This window comes from Delftia sp. WSY_22 (assembly GCF_043104185.1).
Taxonomy (GTDB): domain Bacteria; phylum Pseudomonadota; class Gammaproteobacteria; order Burkholderiales; family Burkholderiaceae_C; genus Comamonas; species Comamonas tsuruhatensis.
On sequence record NZ_JBICKN010000007.1, the window covers coordinates 318,733 to 340,126 of the forward strand.

A 21,394-nucleotide genomic window follows, 5' to 3' on the forward strand; every position below is an offset into this window, starting at 1 on the left:
GAGTCCATGTTTGAACGCATCATCCGATTCGCCATAGAGCAGCGCTGGCTGGTCCTGCTGGCCGTGCTGGCCATGGCGGGCCTGGGCATCTACAACTACCAGCGCCTGCCCATCGACGCCGTGCCCGACATCACCAATGTCCAGGTGCAGATCAACACCCAGGCCAGCGGCTACTCGCCGCTGGAGACCGAGCAGCGCGTCACCTATCCCATAGAGACGGTGATGGCCGGCCTGCCCCACCTGGAGCAGACGCGCTCGCTGTCGCGCTACGGCCTGTCCCAGGTCACCGTGGTGTTCAAGGACGGCACGGACATCTACTTCGCGCGGCAGCTGGTGGGCGAGCGCATACAGCAGGCGCGCGACAGCCTGCCTGCCGGCATCACGCCCACGCTGGGCCCCATTTCCACGGGCCTGGGCGAGATCTACCTGTGGACCGTGGAGGCCGAGGACGATGCGAAAAAGCCCGACGGCACGCCCTACACGCCCATGGACCTGCGCGAGATCCAGGACTGGGTCATCAAGCCGCAGCTGCGCAACGTGCCCGGCGTCACCGAGATCAACTCCATCGGCGGCTACGCCAAGGAGTACCTGGTGGCGCCCGCGCCCGAGAAGCTGGCGGCCTACGGCTTCACGCTGGCCGACATCGTCACCGCCCTGCAGCGCAACAACAGCAACGTGGGTGCGGGCTATATCGAGCGCCAGGGCGAGCAGTACCTGATCCGCGCGCCGGGCCAGGTCGGCGGCATCGCCGACATCCGCGAGGTCATCGTGGGCTCGGCCCAGGGCCAGCCCATCCGCATCCGCGACCTGGCCGAGGTGGGGCTGGGCCAGGAGCTGCGCACGGGCGCAGCCACCGACAACGGCCGCGAGGTGGTGCTGGGCACGGTGTTCATGCTGATCGGCGAGAACAGCCGCACCGTCTCGCGCGCCGTGGACCAGCGCATGGCCGAGATCAACCGGGGCCTGCCCCCTGGCGTCAAGGCCATCACCGTCTACGACCGCACCAACCTGGTGGACAAGGCCATCGCCACGGTCAAGAAGAACCTGGTGGAGGGCGCGGCCCTGGTGGTGGTCATCCTCTTCCTGTTCCTGGGCAATCTGCGCGCGGCGCTGATCACGGCGCTGATCATCCCGCTGTCCATGCTGTTCACCTTCACGGGCATGGTGCACTACAAGGTCAGCGCCAACCTCATGAGCCTGGGGGCGCTGGACTTCGGCATCATCATCGACGGCGCCGTGGTCATCGTGGAGAACTGCGTGCGCCGCCTGGCGCATGCACAGGAGGCGCGAGGACGGTCGCTGACGCGCAGCGAACGCTTCCATGAAGTCTTCGCCGCCGCGAAGGAAGCGCGCCGCCCGCTGCTGTTCGGCCAGCTCATCATCATGGTGGTCTACCTGCCCATCTTCGCGCTCACGGGTGTGGAGGGGAAGATGTTCCATCCCATGGCGCTCACGGTGGTCATTGCGCTGGCCGGCGCCATGCTGCTGTCCATCACCTTCATCCCGGCGGCGATTGCGCTGTTCATGGGCGACAAGGTGGCCGAGAAGGAGAACCGCCTCATGGCCTGGGCACGCCGCGGCTATGCGCCCGTGCTGGCGCGCGTCATGGCCGCGCCCGCCGTGGTGCTCACGGCCGCCGCCGTGGCCGTGGCGCTGAGCCTGCTGCTGGCCACGCGCCTGGGCAGCGAGTTCGCGCCCAACCTCAACGAGGGGGACTTCGCCATCCAGGCACTGCGCATCCCGGGCACCAGCCTTACGCAGTCGCTGCAAATGCAGATGCAGATCGAGAAGGCGCTCAAGAAGGAGTTCCCCGAGATCGACCGCGTGTTCGCGCGCACCGGCACGGCCGAGATCGCCTCCGACCCCATGCCGCCCAACATCTCCGACGGCTACATCATGCTGAAAGCCCGCAGCGAGTGGCCCGACCCGGCGCGCCCGCGCGATGAGCTGCTGGCCGCCGTGCAGGCGTCGGTGGACCGCATCCCGGGCAACAACTACGAGTTCTCCCAGCCGATCCAGCTGCGCTTCAACGAGCTGATCTCGGGCGTGCGCAGCGACGTGGCCGTGAAGATCTTCGGCGACGACATGGCTGTGCTGGAAAAAAGCGCCCAGACCGTGGCCGGCATGCTGCAGCAGATCGCGGGAGCCTCCGAGGTCAAGGTCGAGCAGACCACGGGCCTGCCCATGCTCACCGTGCAGATCGACCGCGAAAAGGCCTCGCGCTACGGCCTGAACATGGGCGATGTGCAGGACGCCATCAGCACCGCCATGGGCGGCACCGAGGCTGGCACGGTGTTCGAGGGCGACAAGCGCTTCGACATCCAGGTGCGCCTGCCGGACGCCGTGCGCAACGACCTGCAGGCCCTGAGCCGCCTGCCCATCGCCCTGCCGCGCGGGGCGGACGGGCGCATCGGCTTCGTGCCGCTGTCGGCCGTGGCCACGTTCGAGACCGCGCCCGGCCCCAACCAGGTCAGCCGCGAAGACGGCAAGCGCCGCATCGTGGTCAGCGCCAATGTGCGCGGGCGCGACATGGGCTCCTTCGTGGGCGAGGCACAGCAGAAGCTGCAGGGCCTGTCGCTGCCGCCCGGCTACTGGACGCGCTGGGGCGGCACCTTCGAGAACCTGGAGTCGGCCACGCGCCGCCTGCAGATCGTCGTGCCCGTGGCCCTGCTCATGGTCTTCGTGCTGCTGTTCGCCATGTTCGGCAATGTGCGCGACGGGCTGGTGGTCTTCACGGGCATTCCGTTCGCGCTCACGGGCGGCATCCTGGCGCTGTGGCTGCGCGACATACCGCTGTCCATCTCGGCGGCGGTGGGCTTCATCGCGCTGTCGGGCGTGGCCGTGCTCAACGGCCTGGTCATGATCTCCTGGATCAGGAGCCTGCGCGAACAGGGCGCCAGCGTGCCCGACGCCGTGACCGAAGGCGCGCTCACCCGGCTGCGCCCCGTGCTGATGACGGCCCTGGTGGCCTCGCTGGGCTTCGTGCCCATGGCCATTGCCACGGGCACGGGCGCCGAGGTGCAGCGGCCGCTGGCCACGGTGGTGATCGGCGGCATCCTGTCATCCACGCTGCTGACCCTGCTGGTGCTGCCGCTGCTGTACCGGCTGGTGCATCGCAACGATCCGTCGGAGGCCAGCGGCACAGACCCCGCGCCCGCCGCGCCGGCACCTGCCGTGTGACGCGGCGCCCGGGCAGCACCCGGGCGGCCACTTTGGAACCCGCTGCAGCCTGGCTGCCGCGGGTTTCTTCATGCCCGGGATATCCCGGGCCACACATCTTTGCCCATCGATGTGAACCTCGCGCATTTGGCATGGAGCGGCTGCGAACCCCTGCCTAGAATTCGTCCCACAACAGCAAGGACAACGGGAGGGACAAGGCCATGAACAGCCCCGCCAGCGGACGGCACGGCCGTGCCCGCATCGCCGTGGAGAGCCGGTCCATCGACTGCATTCCCGACAGCGAGCGCCACGCGCGGCTCGCCGACCAGGGGCCGTTCTGGTTCCTGGGCAACTTCCACTTCTTCACGCTTTCCATCGGCTTCGTCGGCCCGTCGCTGGGGCTGTCGGCGCCCTGGAGCGCCCTGGCCGGGGCGCTGGGCATCATGTTCGGCACGCTGTTCATGGCGTTGCACGGCGCGCAGGGGCCGCAGCTGGGGCTGCCGCAGATGATCCAGTCGCGCGCGCAGTTCGGCTTTCGCGGTGTCATCCTGCCGCTGTGCGCCACGCTGCTGGTGTTCACGGGGTTCAACGTCGTCAACGTCTCGCTCATCATGCAGGGCATGCAGGGCATGCAGGGCATGCAGGCCGTGTTCGGCCTGCCGCCCGTGCCCACCGCGTGCGTGGCCGTGGCCGTGGGCGCGCTGCTGGCGGTCTGCGGCCACGATGTGATGCACAAGGCCTTCCGCCATGCACTGGTGCTGGCGCTGCCCCTGTATGCGCTGGCCACGCTGGCGTTGCTGGCAGGCGTGGGCGAGCCCGCCTTGCACGGTCGGTCGGAGCCATTGCCAGGATTCGCATGGAGCGCCTTTGCCGCGCAGTTCACCATCGCGGCCAGCTACGACATCTCCTATGCGCCCTATGTGTCCGACTATTCGCGCTACCTGCCGCGCCATACCGCGCCCCGGCGCCTGATCGCGGCCATCTTCCTGGGCGCCTCGCTGTCCGGAGCCTGGATGATCGGGCTGGGTGCGTGGATGGCGCAGCGGCTGCAGGCCGGGGACGCGCTGGCGGCGCTGGGCCAGATCGGCGCGGCGCTTTTCCCGGGCGCGGACCGGCTGCTGCCTGCCCTGGCCGTCGTGGCCTTCCTGCCCATCATCGCGTTGAACACGTACAGCGCGGCACTGACCGTGCTCACGGCGGCGGATTCGCTGGGCGGCATGCGGCCCACGCGCGCCGCCCGTATTTTTGCCATCGCGGCGATCAGCGTCGGCATCCTCGCGTGCGTGCTGTCCATCCAGGGCAGCGGCGTGGCTTTGCTGCATTCCTTCCTGGCGCTGCTGCTGTACTTCCTGGTGCCGTGGACGGCGGTCAACCTCGTGGACTACTTCCTGGTGCGCAAGGGCCGCTACGCCATCGCTGATTTCTTCACGCCACAGGGCATCTACGGCGCCTGGGGCTGGCGCGGCATCTGCGCCTATCTGGGCGGCTTTGCGGCCATGGTGCCGTTCATGCACATCCACGACGCCACCGATGGCCATGCGGTCTTCATCGGCTGGGCTGCGCAGCGGCTGGGCGGCGTGGACTTCGCCTGGCTGCCGGGCATTCTCGTCGCCGGCAGCCTTTACTGGGTGCTGGCCCGCACCCTGGATCTGCAGGCCGAGGAGGCCGCCCGTTGCCAGCCGCGGCAGGACAGCCACCCTTTGCATCTCAAGGAGCGCACACCATGACGGAGCACCGCATCCGCATCATCCAGCCCCGTCTGCGTGACGGCGACATTGCCGGCAACCTGGCGATGACGCTGAAGACGATCAGGGCCAGCGCGGGGCAGGCCGACCTGCTGGTCTTTCCCGAAACCTGCATCAGCGGATTTCCCCGGCCGGACAACGTGGCGCAGTTGGCCGAGCCGCTGGACGGCCCCTCGGCCACTGCGCTGCGCGAGGCCGCGCGGCAAGCCGGCGTGGCCGTCGCCATCGGCCTGGCCGAAGCAGACCAGGGCCGCCGCTTCAACGCAGGCCTGCTGATCGATGCCGACGGGCAGGTGCTGCTGCACTACCGCAAGACCATGCTCTACGACTCGGACCACGGGGTCTTCGAGGCCGGGGATCGCCAGCCCGTCTGCACATGGCGCGGCCTGCGAGTGGGACTGCTGATCTGCTTCGACATCGAGTTTGCGGCACCGGCCCGCGCGCTGGGTGCGCAGGGCGTGGACCTGATCGTGCTGATGGACGGGATGATGCACCCCCACGGCCACATCCATCGCCATGCCGTGCCCGTGCGTGCGATGGACAACCAGTGCTACATCGCCATGGCCAACCGCGTGGGCCCTGGCGACAGCTACGCTTTCAGCGGAGGCAGCCAGTTCGCCGATCCCTTCGGCCAGACGCTGGCGCGCATCGCGGGCAATGCTGAGGGCCTGCTGGACGTGCGCCTGGACCCTCTGGCGCCCGGCCGCGCGCGTGCGCAGTACCGGGGCTGACGAGCGCCGAGGCGCCACCGTGGCGCGGTCATCTGTGTCGGTTGTATGACAGCATTGTCACCATCCTGTGGGGGTGGCGTGGGGGGGCGATTTCTACATTGGAGTCCTCTCCCCGGCGTTCCGCCTTGCGGGGCGTGGGGAGAACGAATCACCAACGTTCTTTGAAAGGGACACACCATGTCGCAACGCCGTTTCACCCCCGCTACCCTGATCGCCGGCCTGGTCGCATCGGCAGCGCTGCTGCTGCCGGGCATGGCATCGGCGGCCGGGTACATCCACCCGGCCAACAACGAGGCGGGTGCCGTCGTCCATCCCGAACATTTCAAGAGCAGCAAGACGCGCGCCCAGGTGACGGCCGAGGCCGAGGCGGCCGTGCGCCAGGGCGGCACCTCGCGCTTCAATGCCGGCGTCTACCCGGCGCCTGCACCGCAGACCGGTGGCGGCAAGACGCGGCAGGAAGTGATCAATGAACTGATCAACGAAACGCCTGCCCAGCGCGATGCACGCCAGCGTGCCATGGGTGGTTGATGCACGTGCGGGGCGATGCAATGCTGCCCCGCGGCAGCCGTATCAGGGGATGACCGACGCGCCGCGCGGCTACGAGCCTGCGGCGCGTTCCGCTTCCTCGGCCTCATGGGCGCGTGCGATGGCCAGGATCACGTCGCGCGCCAGGCGGCGCTTGGGTACGGGAAGGCGCAGGTAGATCTTGAACAGCTCGTTGTCCTCGTAGCCCAGGCCGGCGGACCAGCTGCCCTTGGGCTCACGCACCTCGCGCGCCGGCTGCGGCGCGCGCAGGAACTCCTCCAGCGGCACCTGCAGCCAGTCGGCCAGCGCAGCAAGTTTCTTGGTGTTGGGCATGGTCTTGCCCAGCAGCCACAGACGCACGCCGTGCTGCGACATGGGCTTGCCCCAGAAGCGTGTGTTGAATTCGCGCTCCAGCACCGAGGGCTTGGCTTCATAGCCACGGGCCTCCAGGGAATCACGTAATTTCTGCGCAAACCGCTGCTTCGCATCCTGCATGCGGGCACGCTATGGGATAAGTCTGATTGTGCAGTGAGTATTGTGAAAAATCACATATCCGATGTGATTGATAGTTAACATCAAAGACTCAACCAGAAATCACAAGCACAGGAGGGCCCATGCGCTGGCAACGAGTGTGGCTGCTGCCTGCGGGCCTGGCCCTGCTGCTGGGCGGTTGCGGCGGTGACGATGGCGAGGTGCTGACCGTGCGGGCTGCGCCCTGGGGCGCCGCCTCGGGCGTGTCGATAGGGCAGGTGCTGCAGGACAGGTCGGCCTGCGCGCGCAGCAGCTGGCGCAGCGTGGGCGACGGCAGCGGCGGGCGCATCGTCGAGTACGCCTGCGAGCGCGCAGGCGTGCGTGACTACCTGCAGGCCAGTCTGCGCCAGGAGGTCGGGCCACTGCAGCGCGCCGCCGAAAGCGAACAGGCCCGGTTCGAGGCGCGGTTGCGTGGCGAATGGCGTGAGCTGCTCGTGCTGGAGCGGCAGCGGCAGGAGATGCTGCGGCGCCACGCGCAGGAGGCGCAAAGGGATGCCGACCACAGGCAGCGGCACCTGGAGGATCTGCGTGTGCTGGGGGACATGAAGGAGTGCGGCAGCTTCCGTCCGCAAAGCCTCAGTGCCGAGGCCGCGCCGCAGCGCCTGGTGCTGGCAGCCCAGGCCTGTGCACAGGCAGGGCGCGCGGCCGGGCATGTCTATGCGCGCGAGCGGGAGCGGACGCTGGTGCGGCTGCGCGCGGCCCTGCCGCGCTACGACGAGGCCCGGCTGGGCCGCGAGGCGGCCTTGCAGGCGATGGACCGCACCCTGGAGCAGCAGGAGGCGGCGCTGCGCCGACTGGAGGAAGACCGCCCCGAGGCGGGCGAGCGCATACGCCGCTCATTGGCCGCGCGCATGGAGGCCATGCGCCTGCGGCTGGGCCAGGTGGGCCGCGTGCGCGAGCTCACGCGCTGGAGCGTGGCCGGCGCACGCGTGGTCTACCTGGACACGGCCCTGGCCATGGAGTGCGGCGTGCGCACGCTGACCGAAGCCACGCCGCTGGACACCCTGGTCGAAGACCTGGGCGAGGGCCAGGCCGTGCCCCGCCAGGGAGGCGCATTGGCCCGGGCGCTTGACGGACTGTGGGCGCGCTGCCTGCAGCAGCCCTGAGGGCGGGAAGGACTGCACGGCGCCTGTTGCACGTCGCACGGCGCCGGTTGCACCGCGCCCGTTGCACCACGCCGGTTGCACCACGCCTCAGAATCTCGGCAGGTCCGGGTGTGAGATCTGGCCGCCGCGCACCAGCATCTTTCCGTACTCGGCGCAGCGGTTGAGCGTGGGAATCACCTTGCCGGGGTTGAGCAGGGCCTGCGGGTCGAAGGCGGCCTTGAGCGCGAACATCTGGTCGTTCTCTGCGGTGGTGAACTGGGTGCACATGGAGTTGAGCTTTTCCACGCCCACGCCATGCTCGCCCGTGACCGTGCCGCCCATGGCCACGCTGGTCTCCAGGATGTCGGCGCCGAACAGCTCGCAGCGGTGCAGCTCGTCGGGGTCGTTGGCATCGAACAGGATCAGCGGGTGCAGGTTGCCGTCGCCCGCGTGGAAGACGTTGGCGCAGCGCAGGCCGTATTTCTTTTCCATCTCCTGGATGGCCAGCAGGATGTCGGCCAGGCGCTTGCGCGGGATGGTGGAGTCCATGCACATGTAGTCGGGGCTGATGCGCCCGCTGGCGGGAAAGGCGTTCTTGCGCCCGCTCCAGAAGCGCAGGCGCTCGGCCTCGCTTTCGCTCACCGTGATGGCCGTGGCCCCGGCGCCGCGCAGCACCTCGCTCATGTGGGCGATCTCTTCCTCGACTTCCTCGGGCGTGCCGTCGCTCTCGCACAGCAGGATGGCCTCGGCCGTGAGGTCGTAGCCGGCCTTGACGAAGTCCTCGACGGCGGCCGTCATGGGCTTGTCCATCATCTCCAGCCCGGCCGGGATGATGCCGGCCGCGATCACGGCGGCCACGGCGTCGCCGGCCTTGCGCACGTCGTCGAAGCTGGCCATGATGCAGCGCGCCAGCTGGGGCTTGGGGATCAGGCGCACGGTGACTTCGGTGGTCACTGCCAGCATGCCTTCGCTGCCGACCAGGATGGCCAGCAGGTCGAAGCCCGGCGTGTCCAGCGCCGTGGAGCCGAACTCCACCGGCTCGCCCTCCACCGTGAAGCCGCGCACCTTCAGCACGTTGTGTACGGTCAGCCCGTACTTGAGGCAGTGCACGCCGCCCGAGTTCTCGGCCACGTTGCCGCCGATGGTGCAGGCGATCTGGCTGCTGGGATCGGGCGCGTAGTACAGGCCCAGGGGCGCGGCAGCCTCGCTGATGGCCAGGTTGCGCACGCCGCACTGCACCACGGCCGTGCGGCTGGCGGCATCGACCTGGAGGATCTTGTTGAACTTGGCCAGCGACAGCGTCACGCCCATGGGATGGGGCAGGGCGCCGCCTGACAGCCCGGTGCCCGCGCCGCGTGCGATCACGGGCACCTGGATGGCGTGGCAGGCGCGCAGCACGGCCTGGACCTGGGCCTCGGTCTCGGGCAGGCAGACCACCAGGGGGCGCTGGCGGTAGGCCGTGAGTCCGTCGCATTCATAGGGGGTGGTGTCCTCGGCGTTCCACAGCAGGGCATGCGCGGGCACATGGCGGGCCAGCGCGGCCACGACCTCGGCCTGGCGCCGTGCGCGCTCGGAGACTGTGGGCTGCTGGTGGGCGGCATCGGCGGCGGCCGACGCCATGGCGCCGGGGGCAGGGCTGGCTGGGGAGCTGGCGGAAGTCATGGGGCCTGACTTTAGGCGATGCCGCCGTCTTTGTGCAGCGGGACTGCGCTGATGTTTATTGCAACGGCGCGTGAAATCCGCGAAATCCGTGAATTCCGTTGTGGGCGCCTCAGCAGGCCATCGCCCTCTTCAACCATTCAGCAAAGGCCGCGCATTCCCAGCGGTCCATGGTGCCGGTGCGCCAGCACAGGTAGTGGGCATGGGGGCTGGCCGTGTCCATGTCGAACAGGCGCACCAGGGTGCCGTTGTCCATCCAGGGTGCGCCCAGCTTGTGGCGCACCAGGGCAATGCCCATGCCGGCCGAGGCCGCGTCGCACATCAGGCCGATGTCGTTGAACTGCGAGCCCTCGTGCGGCTCGGGCCAGTCCAGGCCGGTGGCGCCGAACCAGGTGCGCCAGGGCTCCAGCGGGCTGCGCAGCAGGGGCATGCCTTCCAGGTCCTGGGGCTGCTCGAAGGGGCCATGCTCGCGGATGAAGGCCGGCGAGGCCAGCGGCGTGACCACGTCGCGCGCCAGCTCGATGTGCTCCACGTCGGCGTAGTGGCCGGGGCCGAAGCGCACCATCAGGTCGGCATCCTCGGCCACCACGTCCAGCAGCGGGATGGAGACCTGCAGGGCGATGTCGATCTCGGGATAGGTTTCCGTGAACTGGCGCAGGCGCGGGATCAGGATCACGCGCGCAAAGGTGGGCGTGACCGCAAGCTTGAGCCTGCGGCGGCCCGGTGCCGTCACCTCGCCCGGAAAGCGCTGCAGCGCGCCCAGGCCCTCGCGCACGTGGGACAGGTAGGCGCTGCCTTCGGTGGTGAGCGAAAAGTCCGAGCGGCCGAACAGCCGCGTGCCCAGGATCTGCTCGAGCTGGCGCACGCGGTGGCTGACGGCGCTGGGCGTGACGCACAGCTCCTCGGCCGTCTGCGTCACGCTGCGCAGCCGCGCCAGCGCCTCGAAAGTGAGCAGGCACTGTATGGGCGGGATGCGGCGGGCGCCGCTGCCGGGCGGGGCAAAGCCGCTGCCGGCGGCAAGGGTCACGTTCGCCATGGGCGGCCGGGAGCCGGCTTCAGCGGAAGACCACGGTCTTGTGGCCGTTGAGGATGACGCGGTGCTCGCTGTGCCACTTGACGGCGCGGGCCAGCACCTGGCTCTCGGTGTCGCGGCCGCGGGCCGTGAGGTCTTCCACGGTGTCGGTGTGGTCGGCGCGGGCCACGTCCTGCTCGATGATCGGGCCTTCGTCCAGGTCGGCCGTCACATAGTGGGCCGTGGCGCCGATCAGCTTCACGCCGCGGTCATGGGCCTGGTAGTAGGGCTTGGCGCCCTTGAAGCTGGGCAGGAAGCTGTGGTGGATGTTGATCGCGCGGCCGGCCAGCTTGGTGCACAGGTCGTTGGACAGCACCTGCATGTAGCGCGCCAGCACCACGAGTTCGGCGCCTTCGGCCTCGATGATCTCGAACTGCTTTGCCTCGGCCTGGGCCTTGGTGGCAGCCGTGACGGGGATGTGGTGGAAGGGAATGTTGTAGCTGGCCGCCAGCTGGTAGAACTCGCGGTGGTTGCTGATGATGGCGCGGATGTCCACCGGCAGCAGGCCGCTCTTCCAGCGAAACAGCAGGTCGTTGAGGCAGTGGCCTTCCTTGCTGACCATGAGCACGGTCTTCATGGCTTCGGCCTTGGTGTGCAGGCGCCACTTCATCTGGTACTGGCCGCCCAGGTCGGCCAGGGCCGCCCTCAGAGCCGCGGGATCGCAGCCGTTGCAGGCAAATTGCACGCGCATGAAGAACAGTCCGGTGGCCGGGTCGTTATACTGCGCGGCCTCTTCGATGTTGCCGCCTTGCTCGAGCAGGAAGCCCGAGACGGCATGTACCAGACCGAGCCGGTCGGGGCACGAAAGGGTAAGAATATAGGCTTGGGTCATAGCGGCGCAATTGTCGCAGCATGCACACGACCCTGCGCAAGTCACACGTTCTGGGAACGTTCTGAGGAACCACATGCAAGATCAGGGAGAGCAGCCCCGAATACCGCTCTGGGGCGCATTGACCCTGTATGTGTGCGCAGGTCTGCTGTGGCTCTGGGGCGTGGAATGGCTGCTGGCGCACCTGCAGATACCGCCGGGGCCGGCAGCGCAGCGGCGCATGCTGTCCTCGGTGGCCCTGGTGCTGGTCACGGCCGTGGGCGGCGGCTGGCTGCTGTGGCGCATGCGCCGTGGAGAGCGCACTGCCCATGCCGCGATGGCCGCCGGGCGGGAGGCCGACGAACGCCAGCGCCTGGCCGCCGCCGTGGTGGACAACACCATGGAGGGCGTGGTCGTCACCGACGCGCGCAGCCGCATCCTCTCGGTCAACAGCGCCTTCACGCGGCTGCTGGGCTACACCGAGCAGGAGATGCTGGGCAAGACCCCGCGCATGTTCAAGTCCGGCCGCCACGACAAGGCCTTCTACGAGGCCATGTGGGACAGCATGCAGGCCACGGGCCACTGGCAGGGCGAAATCTGGAACCGCCGCAAGAACGGCGAGGTCTTTCCCGAGCGCATGTCGCTCAGCGCCGTCAAGGACGCACAGGGCAAGGTCACGCACTACGTGTGCATGTTCACCGACATCTCGGCCGAGAAGGCGCGCGAGGCCCAGCTCGAATTCCTGGCCCACCGCGACATGCTCACCGGCCTGCCCAACAGCGTGCGCTTCACAGCGCTGCTGGAAGACGCCGTGGCCGAGGCGGCCGCCGAGCAGGGCACGCTGGCCGTGATGCTGCTGAACATCGATCGCTTCAAGGACGTCAATGACAGCTACGGCCACGCCATCGGCGACCAGGTGCTGCGCCACATCGCCGCCCGTGTGCACGACTCCCTGGGTCCCCAGGACCTCATAGGTCGCATGGCCGGTGACGAACTGGCCGTGCTGTGCAAGGGCATGAGCGAGCGCGGCGACGCCATCGCCCGTGCACGGCAACTGATCGCGGCGGCCGGCCAGCCCTGGAGCTCGCCGGACGGCCTGTCCGTCATGGCCGGCGTCAGCGTGGGCATCTGCATGTACCCCTCCCACGCCGGCAATGCCCAGGACCTGCTGCAGGGCGCGCATGCGGCCGTCTACGGCGCCAAGTCGCGCAGCGGCCGTGCCTGGTGCTTCTTCGAGGAAGACATGACCTCGGCCGCGCGCGAGCGCCTGGCCATGGAGGCACGGCTGCGGCAGGCCATAGACCTGGGCCACCTGCGCCTGTACTTCCAGCCCCAGATCGACCTGGCCACTGGCCGCCTGGTGGGCGCCGAGGCCCTGGTGCGCTGGCTGGACCCGGACGAGGGCCTCATCTCCCCGGCCCGCTTCATCCCCGTGGCCGAAAGCTCGGGCGTCATCGGCGCGCTGGGCCTGTGGGTGCTGCGCGAGGCCTGCGCCCAGGGCCAGCGCTGGCGCGATCAGGGCCTGCCGGAGATGACCATCGCGGTCAATGTCTCGCTGCACCAGTTCCTGCTGACCGACATCGCCGGTGCCACCGCCGACGCTCTGGCCGCCACGGGCTTCGCCCCGCACTGCCTGGAGCTGGAGATCACCGAAAGTGCCCTGGCCGAGCGCCCCGAGGAGGCCCTGGCCGTCATGCGCCGCCTGCGCGCCCAGGGCCTGCGGCTGGCCATCGACGACTTCGGTACCGGCTATTCCTCGCTGGCCCACCTCAAGCGCTTCCCGCTGGACCTGCTCAAGATCGACCAGGGCTTCATCCGCGATATCCCGCACAGCGCCGACGACATGGCCATCAGCGGGTCGGTGATCGCGCTGGGGCATGCCATGGGGCTGAAGGTGCTGGCCGAGGGCGTGGAGACGGCCGAGCAGCTGGCGTTCCTGCGCGGCAAGGGGTGCGACTTCTTCCAGGGCTATCTGTGCAGCAAGCCCATGCCTGCGCAGGCGTTCGGCGAGTGGGTCTCGGGCAACGAGGGGATGTGGGCCGTGCAGGGGTGAAGCTCAGTCCACCCGACCCGCATCCGCCCGCGGCGCCGGCGGATTCCTGAACTTCTCCCGCAGCTCGGCGCAGTGGTCCTTGGCGGGCAGGGCATCCGTCTTCTGCAGCCAATCCACATCCGAGGCCTGCGCCACCGATGTCTCCCCCGCCTGCGCCACGGCCACCTTGGCGCCTGCGGCCTCGGGCAGCCAGGTGGGAATGCCCACGCCGCGCAGTACGTGGCCGCGCCCGGCCACCAACAGCACGGTCTTGCCGGGCTTGACTGCGGCCCTGGCCACCTCGGCCATGCTGGCGTCGCGGGCCAGCTGGATGCGGGCCATGGGCGGCAGCTGTGTGTCGGGCAGCAGGCCGCAGTGGCCTTCGCGGATGGCGTCGAGCTGGCGCTGCCAGGCTTCGGGCGGCAGGTGGGTGTCCAGGTTCTGGTTGCGCATGGCCTGCTTCATGTCGGCGCGGGGCAGGTTGCCGCCCAGCACGGGCACGCCTGCGCGCACGGCGGCCATGACCACGCCGCGGTAGCGCGGCCAGGGCCAGGCGGCGTCCTGCCATTGCAGGGCCTGCTGCACAGCGTCCTCGGAGGCATCGCGCGCCAAGCTGGCCGTGGAGCCCGTGCGCGGCGCCATCTCGATCACCAGCGCGGCCAGGCGCTCCTGCGTGGCCAGCTGCTGCACCGTGGCCTGTTGCCAGGCCTGGTGGGCCGCCGCATCGTGCTGCTCGCCCAGCAGCACCAGAGGTGCGTCGGACCAGCGCTGCAGCTGCTGCGTCCAGTCCCGCGCCGGTGTGGAGGAGCTGGCGCAGCCGGCAAGGGCTGCCGCCAGCCATGCGGCCGCAGCCAGGCCGGCAAGGCGCGGGGTGCGGATGAAGGGGCGGGGGATGGAGCGGACTTGCATGGCCCCATGCTAAACACTGGCCTTGCCCGGGGCCCCCATAGGCCCTGTGGGCATTGGGGGCAGTTGAAAGGATCCTAGGAATCGGGGCGGGGGCACGGCGCAAACGGGTGACGCTTGATTCAGGTCAAGACGCGCAAATGCGCCGTGGCTACAGTGCGACCATGCATGGCAAGCCCTCGCTTTCGACCAAGCTGCTGCTCATGGGCGCGGCCTGCCTGCTGGCGGCCGTGGCATCGATCGGCTTCACGCTGTGGGTGGCCTGGCAGCTGGAGGGCGGCGCGGCCGCCGTGAACGAGGCCGGGCGGCTGCGCATGAGCATGGTGCGCATGGCCATGGCGCGCCAGAACGAGGCGCCTGCGCAGTGGCAGGCGCGCGCGCAGCAGTTCGACGCCAGCCTGGACCTGCTGCGCAGCGGCGACATGTCGCGCCCGCTGTTCGTGCCCTGGAGCGACGAGGTCAGGGCGCGCTACGAGCGCATACGCCGCGACTGGAGCGAGCTGCGCACGCAGTGGCAGGCCGAGGACCAGGCCGATGCGCAGGCCATCATGGGCAGCGCCGATGCCTTCGTGCGCGAGGTGGACGGCTTTGTCGAAGCCATCGAGGACCGGCTCTCGCGCTGGACGGCCATCCTGCACCTGTTTCAGATGTGTCTGATGGCGCTGGCCATCATCGCGGCCGTGAGTTTCATGGCCACCAGCTACTGGCTGGTGCTGCATCCCGTGGGCCAGCTGCGCTCGGCGCTGGAGCGCATGCGGCGCGGACACCTGGACACGCGCATGAGCGTGGAGGTGGACGACGAGTTCGGCCAGCTGGCCGCAGGCTTCAACCTGATGGCCCAGTCGCTGCAAAGCTCTCACGCCGAGCTGGAGGACAAGGTGCGCGAGAAGACCGCCAGCCTCAACGTGCAGCACCAGCAGCTGCAGGCGCTGTACGCGGTCAGCGTGCAGGCGTCGGAGGCCGCCAGCCTGCAGTCCCTGGCCGAAGGCTTTGTGCGCCAGGTCCGCCTGGCGGCCCAGGCCGATGCGGCCACGGTGCGCTGGTCCGACGAGGCCAACGAGCGCTACGTGCTGCTGGCCGGCGACGGCCTGCCCCAGTCCATGTCGGTGCAGGAGCACTGCCTGCACACGGGCGCCTGCCTGTGCGGCCAGCCGCGCGAGCAGGCGCGGCTGCGCGTGATCCCCATCACGCCGGCCAGCGACCTGCAGCTGCCGCACTGCCGCGAGGCCGGCTTCGAGACCGTGGTCAGCATCCCCGTGCAACTGCAGCAGCGCCTGTTGGGCGAGGTCAACCTGTTCTTTCGCTCCACCGTGGTGCTCACGGACGACATGCGCGACCTGCTGTCCGCCATGGCGCGCCACCTGGCCAGCGCCATGGAAAGCCTGCGCGCCACGGCGCTGGAGCGCGAAGCCGCCGTGGCCGAGGAGCGCGGCCTGATCGCGCGCGAGCTGCATGACTCCATTGCCCAGTCGCTGGCCTTTCTCAAGATCCAGACCCAGCTGGTGCGCGACGCCGTGGCCAAGGGCCGCGACGAGGCGCGCGACCGCAGCCTGGGCGAGCTGGAAGTGGGCGTGCGCGAATGCTATGCCGACGTGCGCGAGCTGCTGGTGCATTTCCGCACGCGCACCAGCGCCGAGGACATCGAGGCCGCGCTGCGCGCCACGCTGTCCAAGTTCGAGCACCAGACGGGCATTGCCACCTCGCTGAGCATGACGGGCCAGGGCCTGCCGCTGGCGCCCGATGTGCAGATCCAGGTGCTGCACATGGTGCAGGAGGCGCTGTCCAACGTGCGCAAGCACGCGGGTGCCAGGCATGTGCAGCTGCGCGTGGGACGCCACCCCTGGCGCTTCGAAGTCTGCGACGACGGCTGCGGCTTCGTCCCCGCCGACGTGGCGCCGGACTCGCTGCATGTGGGCCTGGGCATCATGCGCGAGCGCGCCCTGCTGGCGCAGGCGCTGGTCCATGTCCACTCCCGCCCCGGCGAGGGCACGCGCGTGCTGATCGAGCTGCCGCCGTCGGCCTCGGCCGGGGCGTCGGCGCCGGCCCTCCCCTCGAACGCGTGACACGCTCCCGCAAGAAAAAGCCCGCCCCATGTCCTTCTCCAGCCCCATCTCCGTCTTCGTCATTGACGACCACACGCTGTTCCGCCGCGGCCTGATCGCCCTCATCGCCCAGGACGCAGGCCTGCGCGTGGTCGGCGAGGCCGGCGACGCGGGCGAGGCCCTGCGCCTGGTACCCGCGCTGGCGCCCCAGGTCATCCTGCTGGACAACCACCTGCCCGGCGTGCCGGGCGTCGATGCCATCGCGGGCCTGCGGGCCGCATCGCCCGGCAGCCGCGTCGTCATGCTCACCGTGAGCGAGGACGGCCAGGACCTGGCGGCCGCGCTGCGCAACGGCGCCCAGGGCTATCTGCTCAAGACCATCGACGGCGACCTGCTGTCCGAGGCCCTGCGCCGCGCCGCGCGCGGCGAGCCTGTGGTCAGCCCCGAGATGATGGGCAAGCTGGTGGCCGCCTTCCAGTCCCAGGGCGCGCCCGAGCCCCAGGCGCCCGAGCCGGACGAGGCCCCGGCCTCGCCGCTGTCCCCGCGCGAGGAAGAGGTGCTGGTCCAGATCGCCCGGGGCGCCAGCAACAAGGAAATCGCCCGCACGCTGGACATTGCCGAGACCACGGTCAAGATCCATGTGCAACACATCCTGCGCAAGCTCGGCCTGAGCTCGCGCGTGCAGGCGGCGGTGTATGCGTCGGAGCGGCAGCGGGATTAGCGGGCTACGCCGTGGCTGAAGCCCAACCATCCCCCGCACACCGCAGCGCCCACACCCAGGCCAGCGCGGCTGCCACGGTCAGCCCGGTGAGCATGGCTGCTGCGCCCAAGGCGTCGAGCGCCACGCCGGCCGCCAGCGGCACCAGCATGCGGCTGGCGGCGAACAGGCTGGCCTGCAGGCCGTAGTCGAAGGCCTGCCAGCGTGGGCGGGCGAATTGCATCATCAGTCCGAAGACGCAGGCCGAGGAGGCGCCCATGGCTGCTGCCACGCAGGCCACGGCCGCGACCAAGCCCGGGGCCGGGGCGCCGGCTGCGATGACGGCGGCCAGCAGCGCCAGCGCTGCCACATTGCAGCCTGCGTACAGCGGCAGGGCGCGCCGGGTGCCCAGGCGGCGCGTGAGCAGGGGCGAGGCCGCGCCCGCCAGCGCGGCCACCACGCCGCCGCCCATGCCGGCCAGCAGGGCGGCCTGGGCGGGCGCGAAGCCGTGGTCCAGCATCAGCGGCTTCAAGTAGAACCAGGCCGCGCCGATGAAGGGGAAGTAGCTGACCAGCACCAGGGTCCAGTGCCAGGCCCCAGGCTGGGTGCCATAGCCGCGGACCATGGCGGCCAGTCCAGCTTTGGGCGCAGGCAGCAGCAGGGGCGAGGGCGCATCCCCCGGCTCATGGCGCACCACCCAGGCCATCAGCAGCGCGCCCAGGGCCAGCGCGCCGGCCAGGCACAGGAAGGGCGCGCGCCAGCCCCATTTCGCCTGCATGAGCAGCATCATCCCGCCGCCCACGATGGCGCCCAGCGACAGCGCCGCTGCGCGCACGCCCCCGGCGCGCATGCGCTCGGACGCGGGCAGCAGGCGGATGGCCAGGGCGCTGACGGGAATGTCGGCCCAGGTGGCGGCCAGCGCGGCCGCGAAGGCCAGGCCGAACAGCCACAGGCGCTCGGCCAGCAACTGCTGCCAGCCCAGGGCCAGCAGCACGGCCGCATAAGCCAGGCACAGGGCCAGCGCCCAGGCGCGGTAGCGCGGCCGGCCGTTCGCGCTGCGCGCTTCCACGGGCGCGGCCAGCGCGAACTTGATCAGCGCGGGCAGGCCCGCCAGCTGGAACAGGCCGATGGCCGTGCCCGACCAGCCATGCTGGCGCATGACCAGGGGCAGGCCCAGCCAGAGGTAGACGCTGGGCGCGGTGAGCGCCAGGTGCAGCCAGCCGAAAAGTGCCTGGAGCAGCCAGACCGGGCGGGGAGCTGCGGCCTTCATGGCGCGGCCTTGCGGGCAATGAGCACGGCCAGCGGCGCCATCGGAAACTCGCGCGACTCGATGCGTTCGATGCGCTCGAAACCCGCCTGCGCCAGCAGCGCCTGCAGCTCGCCGCGCCGGGTCACGCTGCGGCCCATCAGGCGCATGGGCAGGTAGTAGGGCAGGGTGCGCAGGGCCGATTCGGGCGCGTCGTCCACCTCCGCATGGGCGCAGACGAAGACGCCGCCGGGCGCCAGCGCGTCGAACACCTTGGCCACCACGGCTGCCGCATCGGGCACGAAGTGCAGCACAGACGAGCACCAGACCAGGTCGTAGCCGCTGCCTATGCCGTCCGTGGCCAGGTTGCCGCCCAGGGCGGTGAAGCGGTCGGACAAGCGGGACTGGCGGGCGTTGTCCGCCGCCACGGCCACGGCCTCGGGCCAGTCGAAGACGCTGGCCTGCAGCGCGGGCTGCTGGCGCAGCAGGGCCAGCGCGATCCAGCCGGGGCCGCCGCCCAGGTCCAGCATGCGGCGCGCGGTACCCGCACCGGCAGCGGCCTCGGGCACCTGGTCCAGCACCTGCAGCGCGGCAGGCACGCTGACGGCGCGCTGCTCCTGGCCGATCTGGGCGCGCGCGGCGGCGGCCCAGCCTTCGGCATTGCCCGTGGCCAAGGGGGCGCTGCAAGCCATGCCGTCCCCGGCAGGGCCGTGCTCGACCAGGCCGCGCAGCAGCGTGGCGGAGTGGCGCAGCGAGCGCAGGCGGAACAGCCAGGCCGCGCCGCAGGACTCGGGCGATGCGCTGTGCAGGTAGCGCAGCGCATCGGTGGCCAACAGGTAGCTCACGGGCTCGTGCTGGCCGCGCCGCAGCAGGCCCATGCTCCACAGCAATTCCAGCCAATGGGAGGTATTGGCCTCGTTCCAGCCCTGGGCCTGGGCCAGCTCGGCCGGCGTCTGGGGCGTGGCCAGCCGGTCCAGTGCCCCCGATTCGAGGGCCAGCACCAGGGCCTCGGCCTGCACCTGGGCGGCGGCCAGGTCCCACAGCGGCTGAAGGGCGTGGGAGGGGGCGTGGGTAGGGGATTCGCAGCGGGGTGTATTCATCGGAAGGTCCTTTTCACGAAAGGGAGTCACATGCGCCAGGTCAGCCGCACGCCGAACTCGCGCGGCGGGCTGTAGACCACGACCTGGCCGTTGAGGTAGCCCACGGCGTCGTAGCGGCGGTTGGCGGCATTGCGCAGGTAGGCGGCGATTTCCCAGGACCCCTGGGCATAGCCGGCCGACAGGTTGAGCAGCCCGTAGCCGGGGCGGCGGTAGGCGTTGGCGGCGTCCAGGTAGACCTTGCCCGTGCCCTGCACGGCGGCCTGCGCCCACCAGCGGCCGGGCGCGTCGTAGCGCAGCGCCACATGGGCCGTCATGTCGGGCGCAAACGGGTTGCGGTGGCCGTCGTAGACGGCGCCGCCGTCGCGGAAGCTTCCGAAGCGCGTGCGGTTCAGGCCCAGGGCGGTCTGCAGCTGCCAGCCGCCGCCGAACACATAGTCCAGCTCGAAGTCCGCACCCGTGGAGCGCGCCCGCGCCGCATTGGTGATGTAGACCACGCCCGGCAGGCCCATCTGCTGCACCTGCATGTCGCGCACCTGCTGGGTGTAGACCGAGGCCGCATAGCGCAGGCGCTGCCCCAGCAGCCGGCCCTTGGTGCCGATCTCCCAGGCGCGCACGGTCTCTGGCTCGTAGGCCGCATAGCCCATGGCCGGAGAGAACACGTTGAAGCCGCCCGCGCGGTAGCCCTCGCTGAGGCTGGTGTAGACCTGGCCCTGGGGCGACCACTGGTATTGCAGCGAGAGCTTGGGGCTCAAGCGCGACCAGTCGTCGCTGCGCGCCGCCGCGCCCACGGGGGCCAGTTCCACGCGGTTGCGCTCCGCGCGCGCGCCGGCCGCCAGCGTCCAGCGCTCGGACAGCGGGACGGTCCAGTGCGTGAACAGCGCCGCCGTGCTGCCCTTGAGCCCGGCCGTGGGCCGCATCAGCGCGGCGGGCAGCTTTTGCTCGTAGCGCAGGTCATGGTCGTCGCGGTCCAGGTACAGGCCGGCCAGCCAGCGCGCGTTCCACAGGCCTGCGGCCTCGCCCTCCAGGCGCAGTTCCTGCGAGGTCGTGGCCAGGCGGTAGTCGCGCCGTACATGGAGCAGGTCGGCGCTCTGGAAGTCCGTGTCCTGCAGCACGCGGTCGTCGAAGACATTGCGTGCGGTGATGGAGCGCAGCCGCAGGCCCGAGGCAAAGCGGTGCGAGACATCGAGCGACAGCGTCTGCCCGCGCGAGCGGTTCCAGCTGTCCGTGCCCGAGTTCACCGTGGCGCGCGGCGCGGCAATGCTGCCCCATTGCGCGGCGCCGTCGTCCCAGCGCTGCTGGGCGTAGCGCAGCGTGGCCTCGGTCTCGGCCGTGGGCGTCCAGCGCAGGGCCAGGCGGCCGCTGGCGCGCTCGCGGTCGTCCACGCGCGCTCCCGTCGCCTGCTGGCGTATGAAGCCGTCCTGCGCGCGCCACTCGCCCGACAGGCCGATGTAGAGCTGGCCCGGCACCAGCGCGCGGCCCAGCTCGAAGCTGCCCGCGCGCTGGCCGTGGTTGCCGGCCTCGGCGCTGATCGATGCATACGGCATGTCGCCGGGCTGGCGCGTGACGATGCTGACCACGCCCGCTTCGGCATTGCGGCCATACAGCGTCGATTGCGGGCCGCGCAGCACCTCCACGCGGTCCACGCCCTGCAGGTTGTGCTCGAAGCCCTGGGCCATCAGCGTGGGCACGCCATCGACCAGCAGCAGCGTGGACGAGGAGAACGACACGAAGTTGGCCGTCAGCCCGCGCATCACGGGCGGCTGCACGCCCGACTGGCCGAAGGCCTGGAACACAAAGCCCGGCACCTGGGCGGAAAGCGCGTCCAGCCCGCGCACGCCAGCCGCCTCCAGCGCCGCGCCGTCGAAAACGGAGACGCTGGCGGGCACGGCGTCCAGGCTCTCGGCCTGCTTGTTCACCGTGACCGTGATCTCGGGCAGGGCGGCTTCGGGCGCCTGGCCCTGGGCCGCCACCGTGAAGGGGACCAGGGCCAGCGCGGCCGGCCAGCGAAGGGGGAATGCCATGGTTTTCTCGTCCTCTCCAAAAGGGAATCTCGTTG

Annotated in this window: 16 protein-coding genes; 8 read left to right on the top strand and 8 right to left on the bottom strand. The window is 70.2% G+C overall.

Annotated elements, in window-relative coordinates; all coding sequences use genetic code 11:
- The first annotated feature begins 6 nt into the window (after nucleotides 1-6).
- The 4 genes from ACF8NF_RS06560 to ACF8NF_RS06575 all read left to right on the top strand — a co-directional run bounded on the left by ACF8NF_RS06560 (nucleotide 7) and on the right by ACF8NF_RS06575 (nucleotide 6,163).
- Nucleotides 7-3,180: a CusA/CzcA family heavy metal efflux RND transporter gene (locus ACF8NF_RS06560; RefSeq protein WP_392450288.1), complete on the top strand. Its 3,174-nt coding sequence runs from the start codon at nucleotides 7-9 to the stop codon at nucleotides 3,178-3,180.
- A 200-nt stretch (nucleotides 3,181-3,380) separates the two neighbouring features.
- Entirely contained in the window at nucleotides 3,381-4,886 is a 1,506-nt protein-coding gene (locus ACF8NF_RS06565; RefSeq protein WP_392450290.1) for a purine-cytosine permease family protein, read from the top strand.
- The gene (locus ACF8NF_RS06570) at nucleotides 4,883-5,635 is read left to right on the top strand and encodes a carbon-nitrogen hydrolase family protein (protein WP_133072587.1); all 753 of its coding nucleotides are present in this window, start codon (nucleotides 4,883-4,885) and stop codon (nucleotides 5,633-5,635) included. Before ACF8NF_RS06565 ends, ACF8NF_RS06570 begins: the two co-directional genes overlap by 4 nt.
- Before the next feature lie 177 nt (nucleotides 5,636-5,812).
- Nucleotides 5,813-6,163, top strand: a complete 351-nt coding sequence (locus ACF8NF_RS06575) for a DUF4148 domain-containing protein (RefSeq protein WP_016446650.1) — start codon at nucleotides 5,813-5,815, stop codon at nucleotides 6,161-6,163.
- A gap of 69 nt (nucleotides 6,164-6,232) precedes the next feature.
- On the opposite strand, the gene ACF8NF_RS06580 is transcribed toward ACF8NF_RS06575, so the two are convergent.
- Entirely contained in the window at nucleotides 6,233-6,655 is a 423-nt protein-coding gene (locus tag ACF8NF_RS06580) for a hypothetical protein (RefSeq protein WP_016446649.1), read from the bottom strand.
- Between the two features lie 119 nt (nucleotides 6,656-6,774).
- Here ACF8NF_RS06580 and ACF8NF_RS06585 point away from each other — a divergent pair, with 119 nt between their 5' ends.
- Nucleotides 6,775-7,797, top strand: coding sequence for a hypothetical protein (locus ACF8NF_RS06585; protein ID WP_026062354.1), 1,023 nt, complete (start codon nucleotides 6,775-6,777; stop codon nucleotides 7,795-7,797).
- Between the two features lie 87 nt (nucleotides 7,798-7,884).
- Here ACF8NF_RS06585 and ACF8NF_RS06590 read toward each other — a convergent pair whose 3' ends face one another.
- The 3 genes from ACF8NF_RS06590 to purU all read right to left on the bottom strand — a co-directional run bounded on the left by ACF8NF_RS06590 (nucleotide 7,885) and on the right by purU (nucleotide 11,339).
- Nucleotides 7,885-9,396, bottom strand: a complete 1,512-nt coding sequence (locus ACF8NF_RS06590) for an FAD-linked oxidase C-terminal domain-containing protein (RefSeq protein ID WP_392450399.1) — start codon at nucleotides 9,394-9,396, stop codon at nucleotides 7,885-7,887.
- A gap of 151 nt (nucleotides 9,397-9,547) precedes the next feature.
- Entirely contained in the window at nucleotides 9,548-10,471 is a 924-nt protein-coding gene (locus ACF8NF_RS06595; protein ID WP_017405258.1) for a LysR substrate-binding domain-containing protein, read from the bottom strand.
- A gap of 19 nt (nucleotides 10,472-10,490) precedes the next feature.
- Entirely contained in the window at nucleotides 10,491-11,339 is an 849-nt protein-coding gene (gene purU / locus ACF8NF_RS06600) for a formyltetrahydrofolate deformylase (protein ID WP_013804418.1), read from the bottom strand.
- Between the two features lie 73 nt (nucleotides 11,340-11,412).
- Between purU and ACF8NF_RS06605 the strand changes: the two genes are divergently transcribed.
- A complete protein-coding gene (locus ACF8NF_RS06605; RefSeq protein WP_016451962.1) occupies nucleotides 11,413-13,368 on the top strand; it encodes a bifunctional diguanylate cyclase/phosphodiesterase in 1,956 nt (651 codons plus the stop codon).
- Between the two features lie 3 nt (nucleotides 13,369-13,371).
- Here the strand turns inward: ACF8NF_RS06605 and ACF8NF_RS06610 are convergent, their stop codons facing one another.
- Complete coding sequence (locus ACF8NF_RS06610; protein ID WP_047219785.1) at nucleotides 13,372-14,256, bottom strand: ChaN family lipoprotein; 885 nt, start codon at nucleotides 14,254-14,256, stop codon at nucleotides 13,372-13,374.
- Between the two features lie 161 nt (nucleotides 14,257-14,417).
- Between ACF8NF_RS06610 and ACF8NF_RS06615 the strand changes: the two genes are divergently transcribed.
- Nucleotides 14,418-16,316, top strand: a complete 1,899-nt coding sequence (locus tag ACF8NF_RS06615; protein WP_392450400.1) for a type IV pili methyl-accepting chemotaxis transducer N-terminal domain-containing protein — start codon at nucleotides 14,418-14,420, stop codon at nucleotides 16,314-16,316.
- Between the two features lie 28 nt (nucleotides 16,317-16,344).
- Entirely contained in the window at nucleotides 16,345-17,016 is a 672-nt protein-coding gene (locus ACF8NF_RS06620) for a response regulator (protein WP_016446642.1), read from the top strand.
- 4 nt (nucleotides 17,017-17,020) lie between these two features.
- Here ACF8NF_RS06620 and ACF8NF_RS06625 read toward each other — a convergent pair whose 3' ends face one another.
- From ACF8NF_RS06625 to ACF8NF_RS06635, 3 genes are read right to left on the bottom strand one after another with little or no spacing between them, the layout of a single operon-like run.
- Nucleotides 17,021-18,262, bottom strand: coding sequence for an MFS transporter (locus ACF8NF_RS06625; protein ID WP_343739827.1), 1,242 nt, complete (start codon nucleotides 18,260-18,262; stop codon nucleotides 17,021-17,023).
- On the bottom strand, nucleotides 18,259-19,338 hold the full coding sequence (locus ACF8NF_RS06630; protein WP_392450291.1) for a class I SAM-dependent methyltransferase: 1,080 nt from the start codon (nucleotides 19,336-19,338) through the stop codon (nucleotides 18,259-18,261). Before ACF8NF_RS06630 ends, ACF8NF_RS06625 begins: the two co-directional genes overlap by 4 nt.
- 26 nt (nucleotides 19,339-19,364) lie before the next feature.
- Nucleotides 19,365-21,359, bottom strand: coding sequence for a TonB-dependent receptor (locus tag ACF8NF_RS06635; RefSeq protein WP_392450293.1), 1,995 nt, complete (start codon nucleotides 21,357-21,359; stop codon nucleotides 19,365-19,367).
- Nucleotides 21,360-21,394 lie beyond the last annotated feature (35 nt).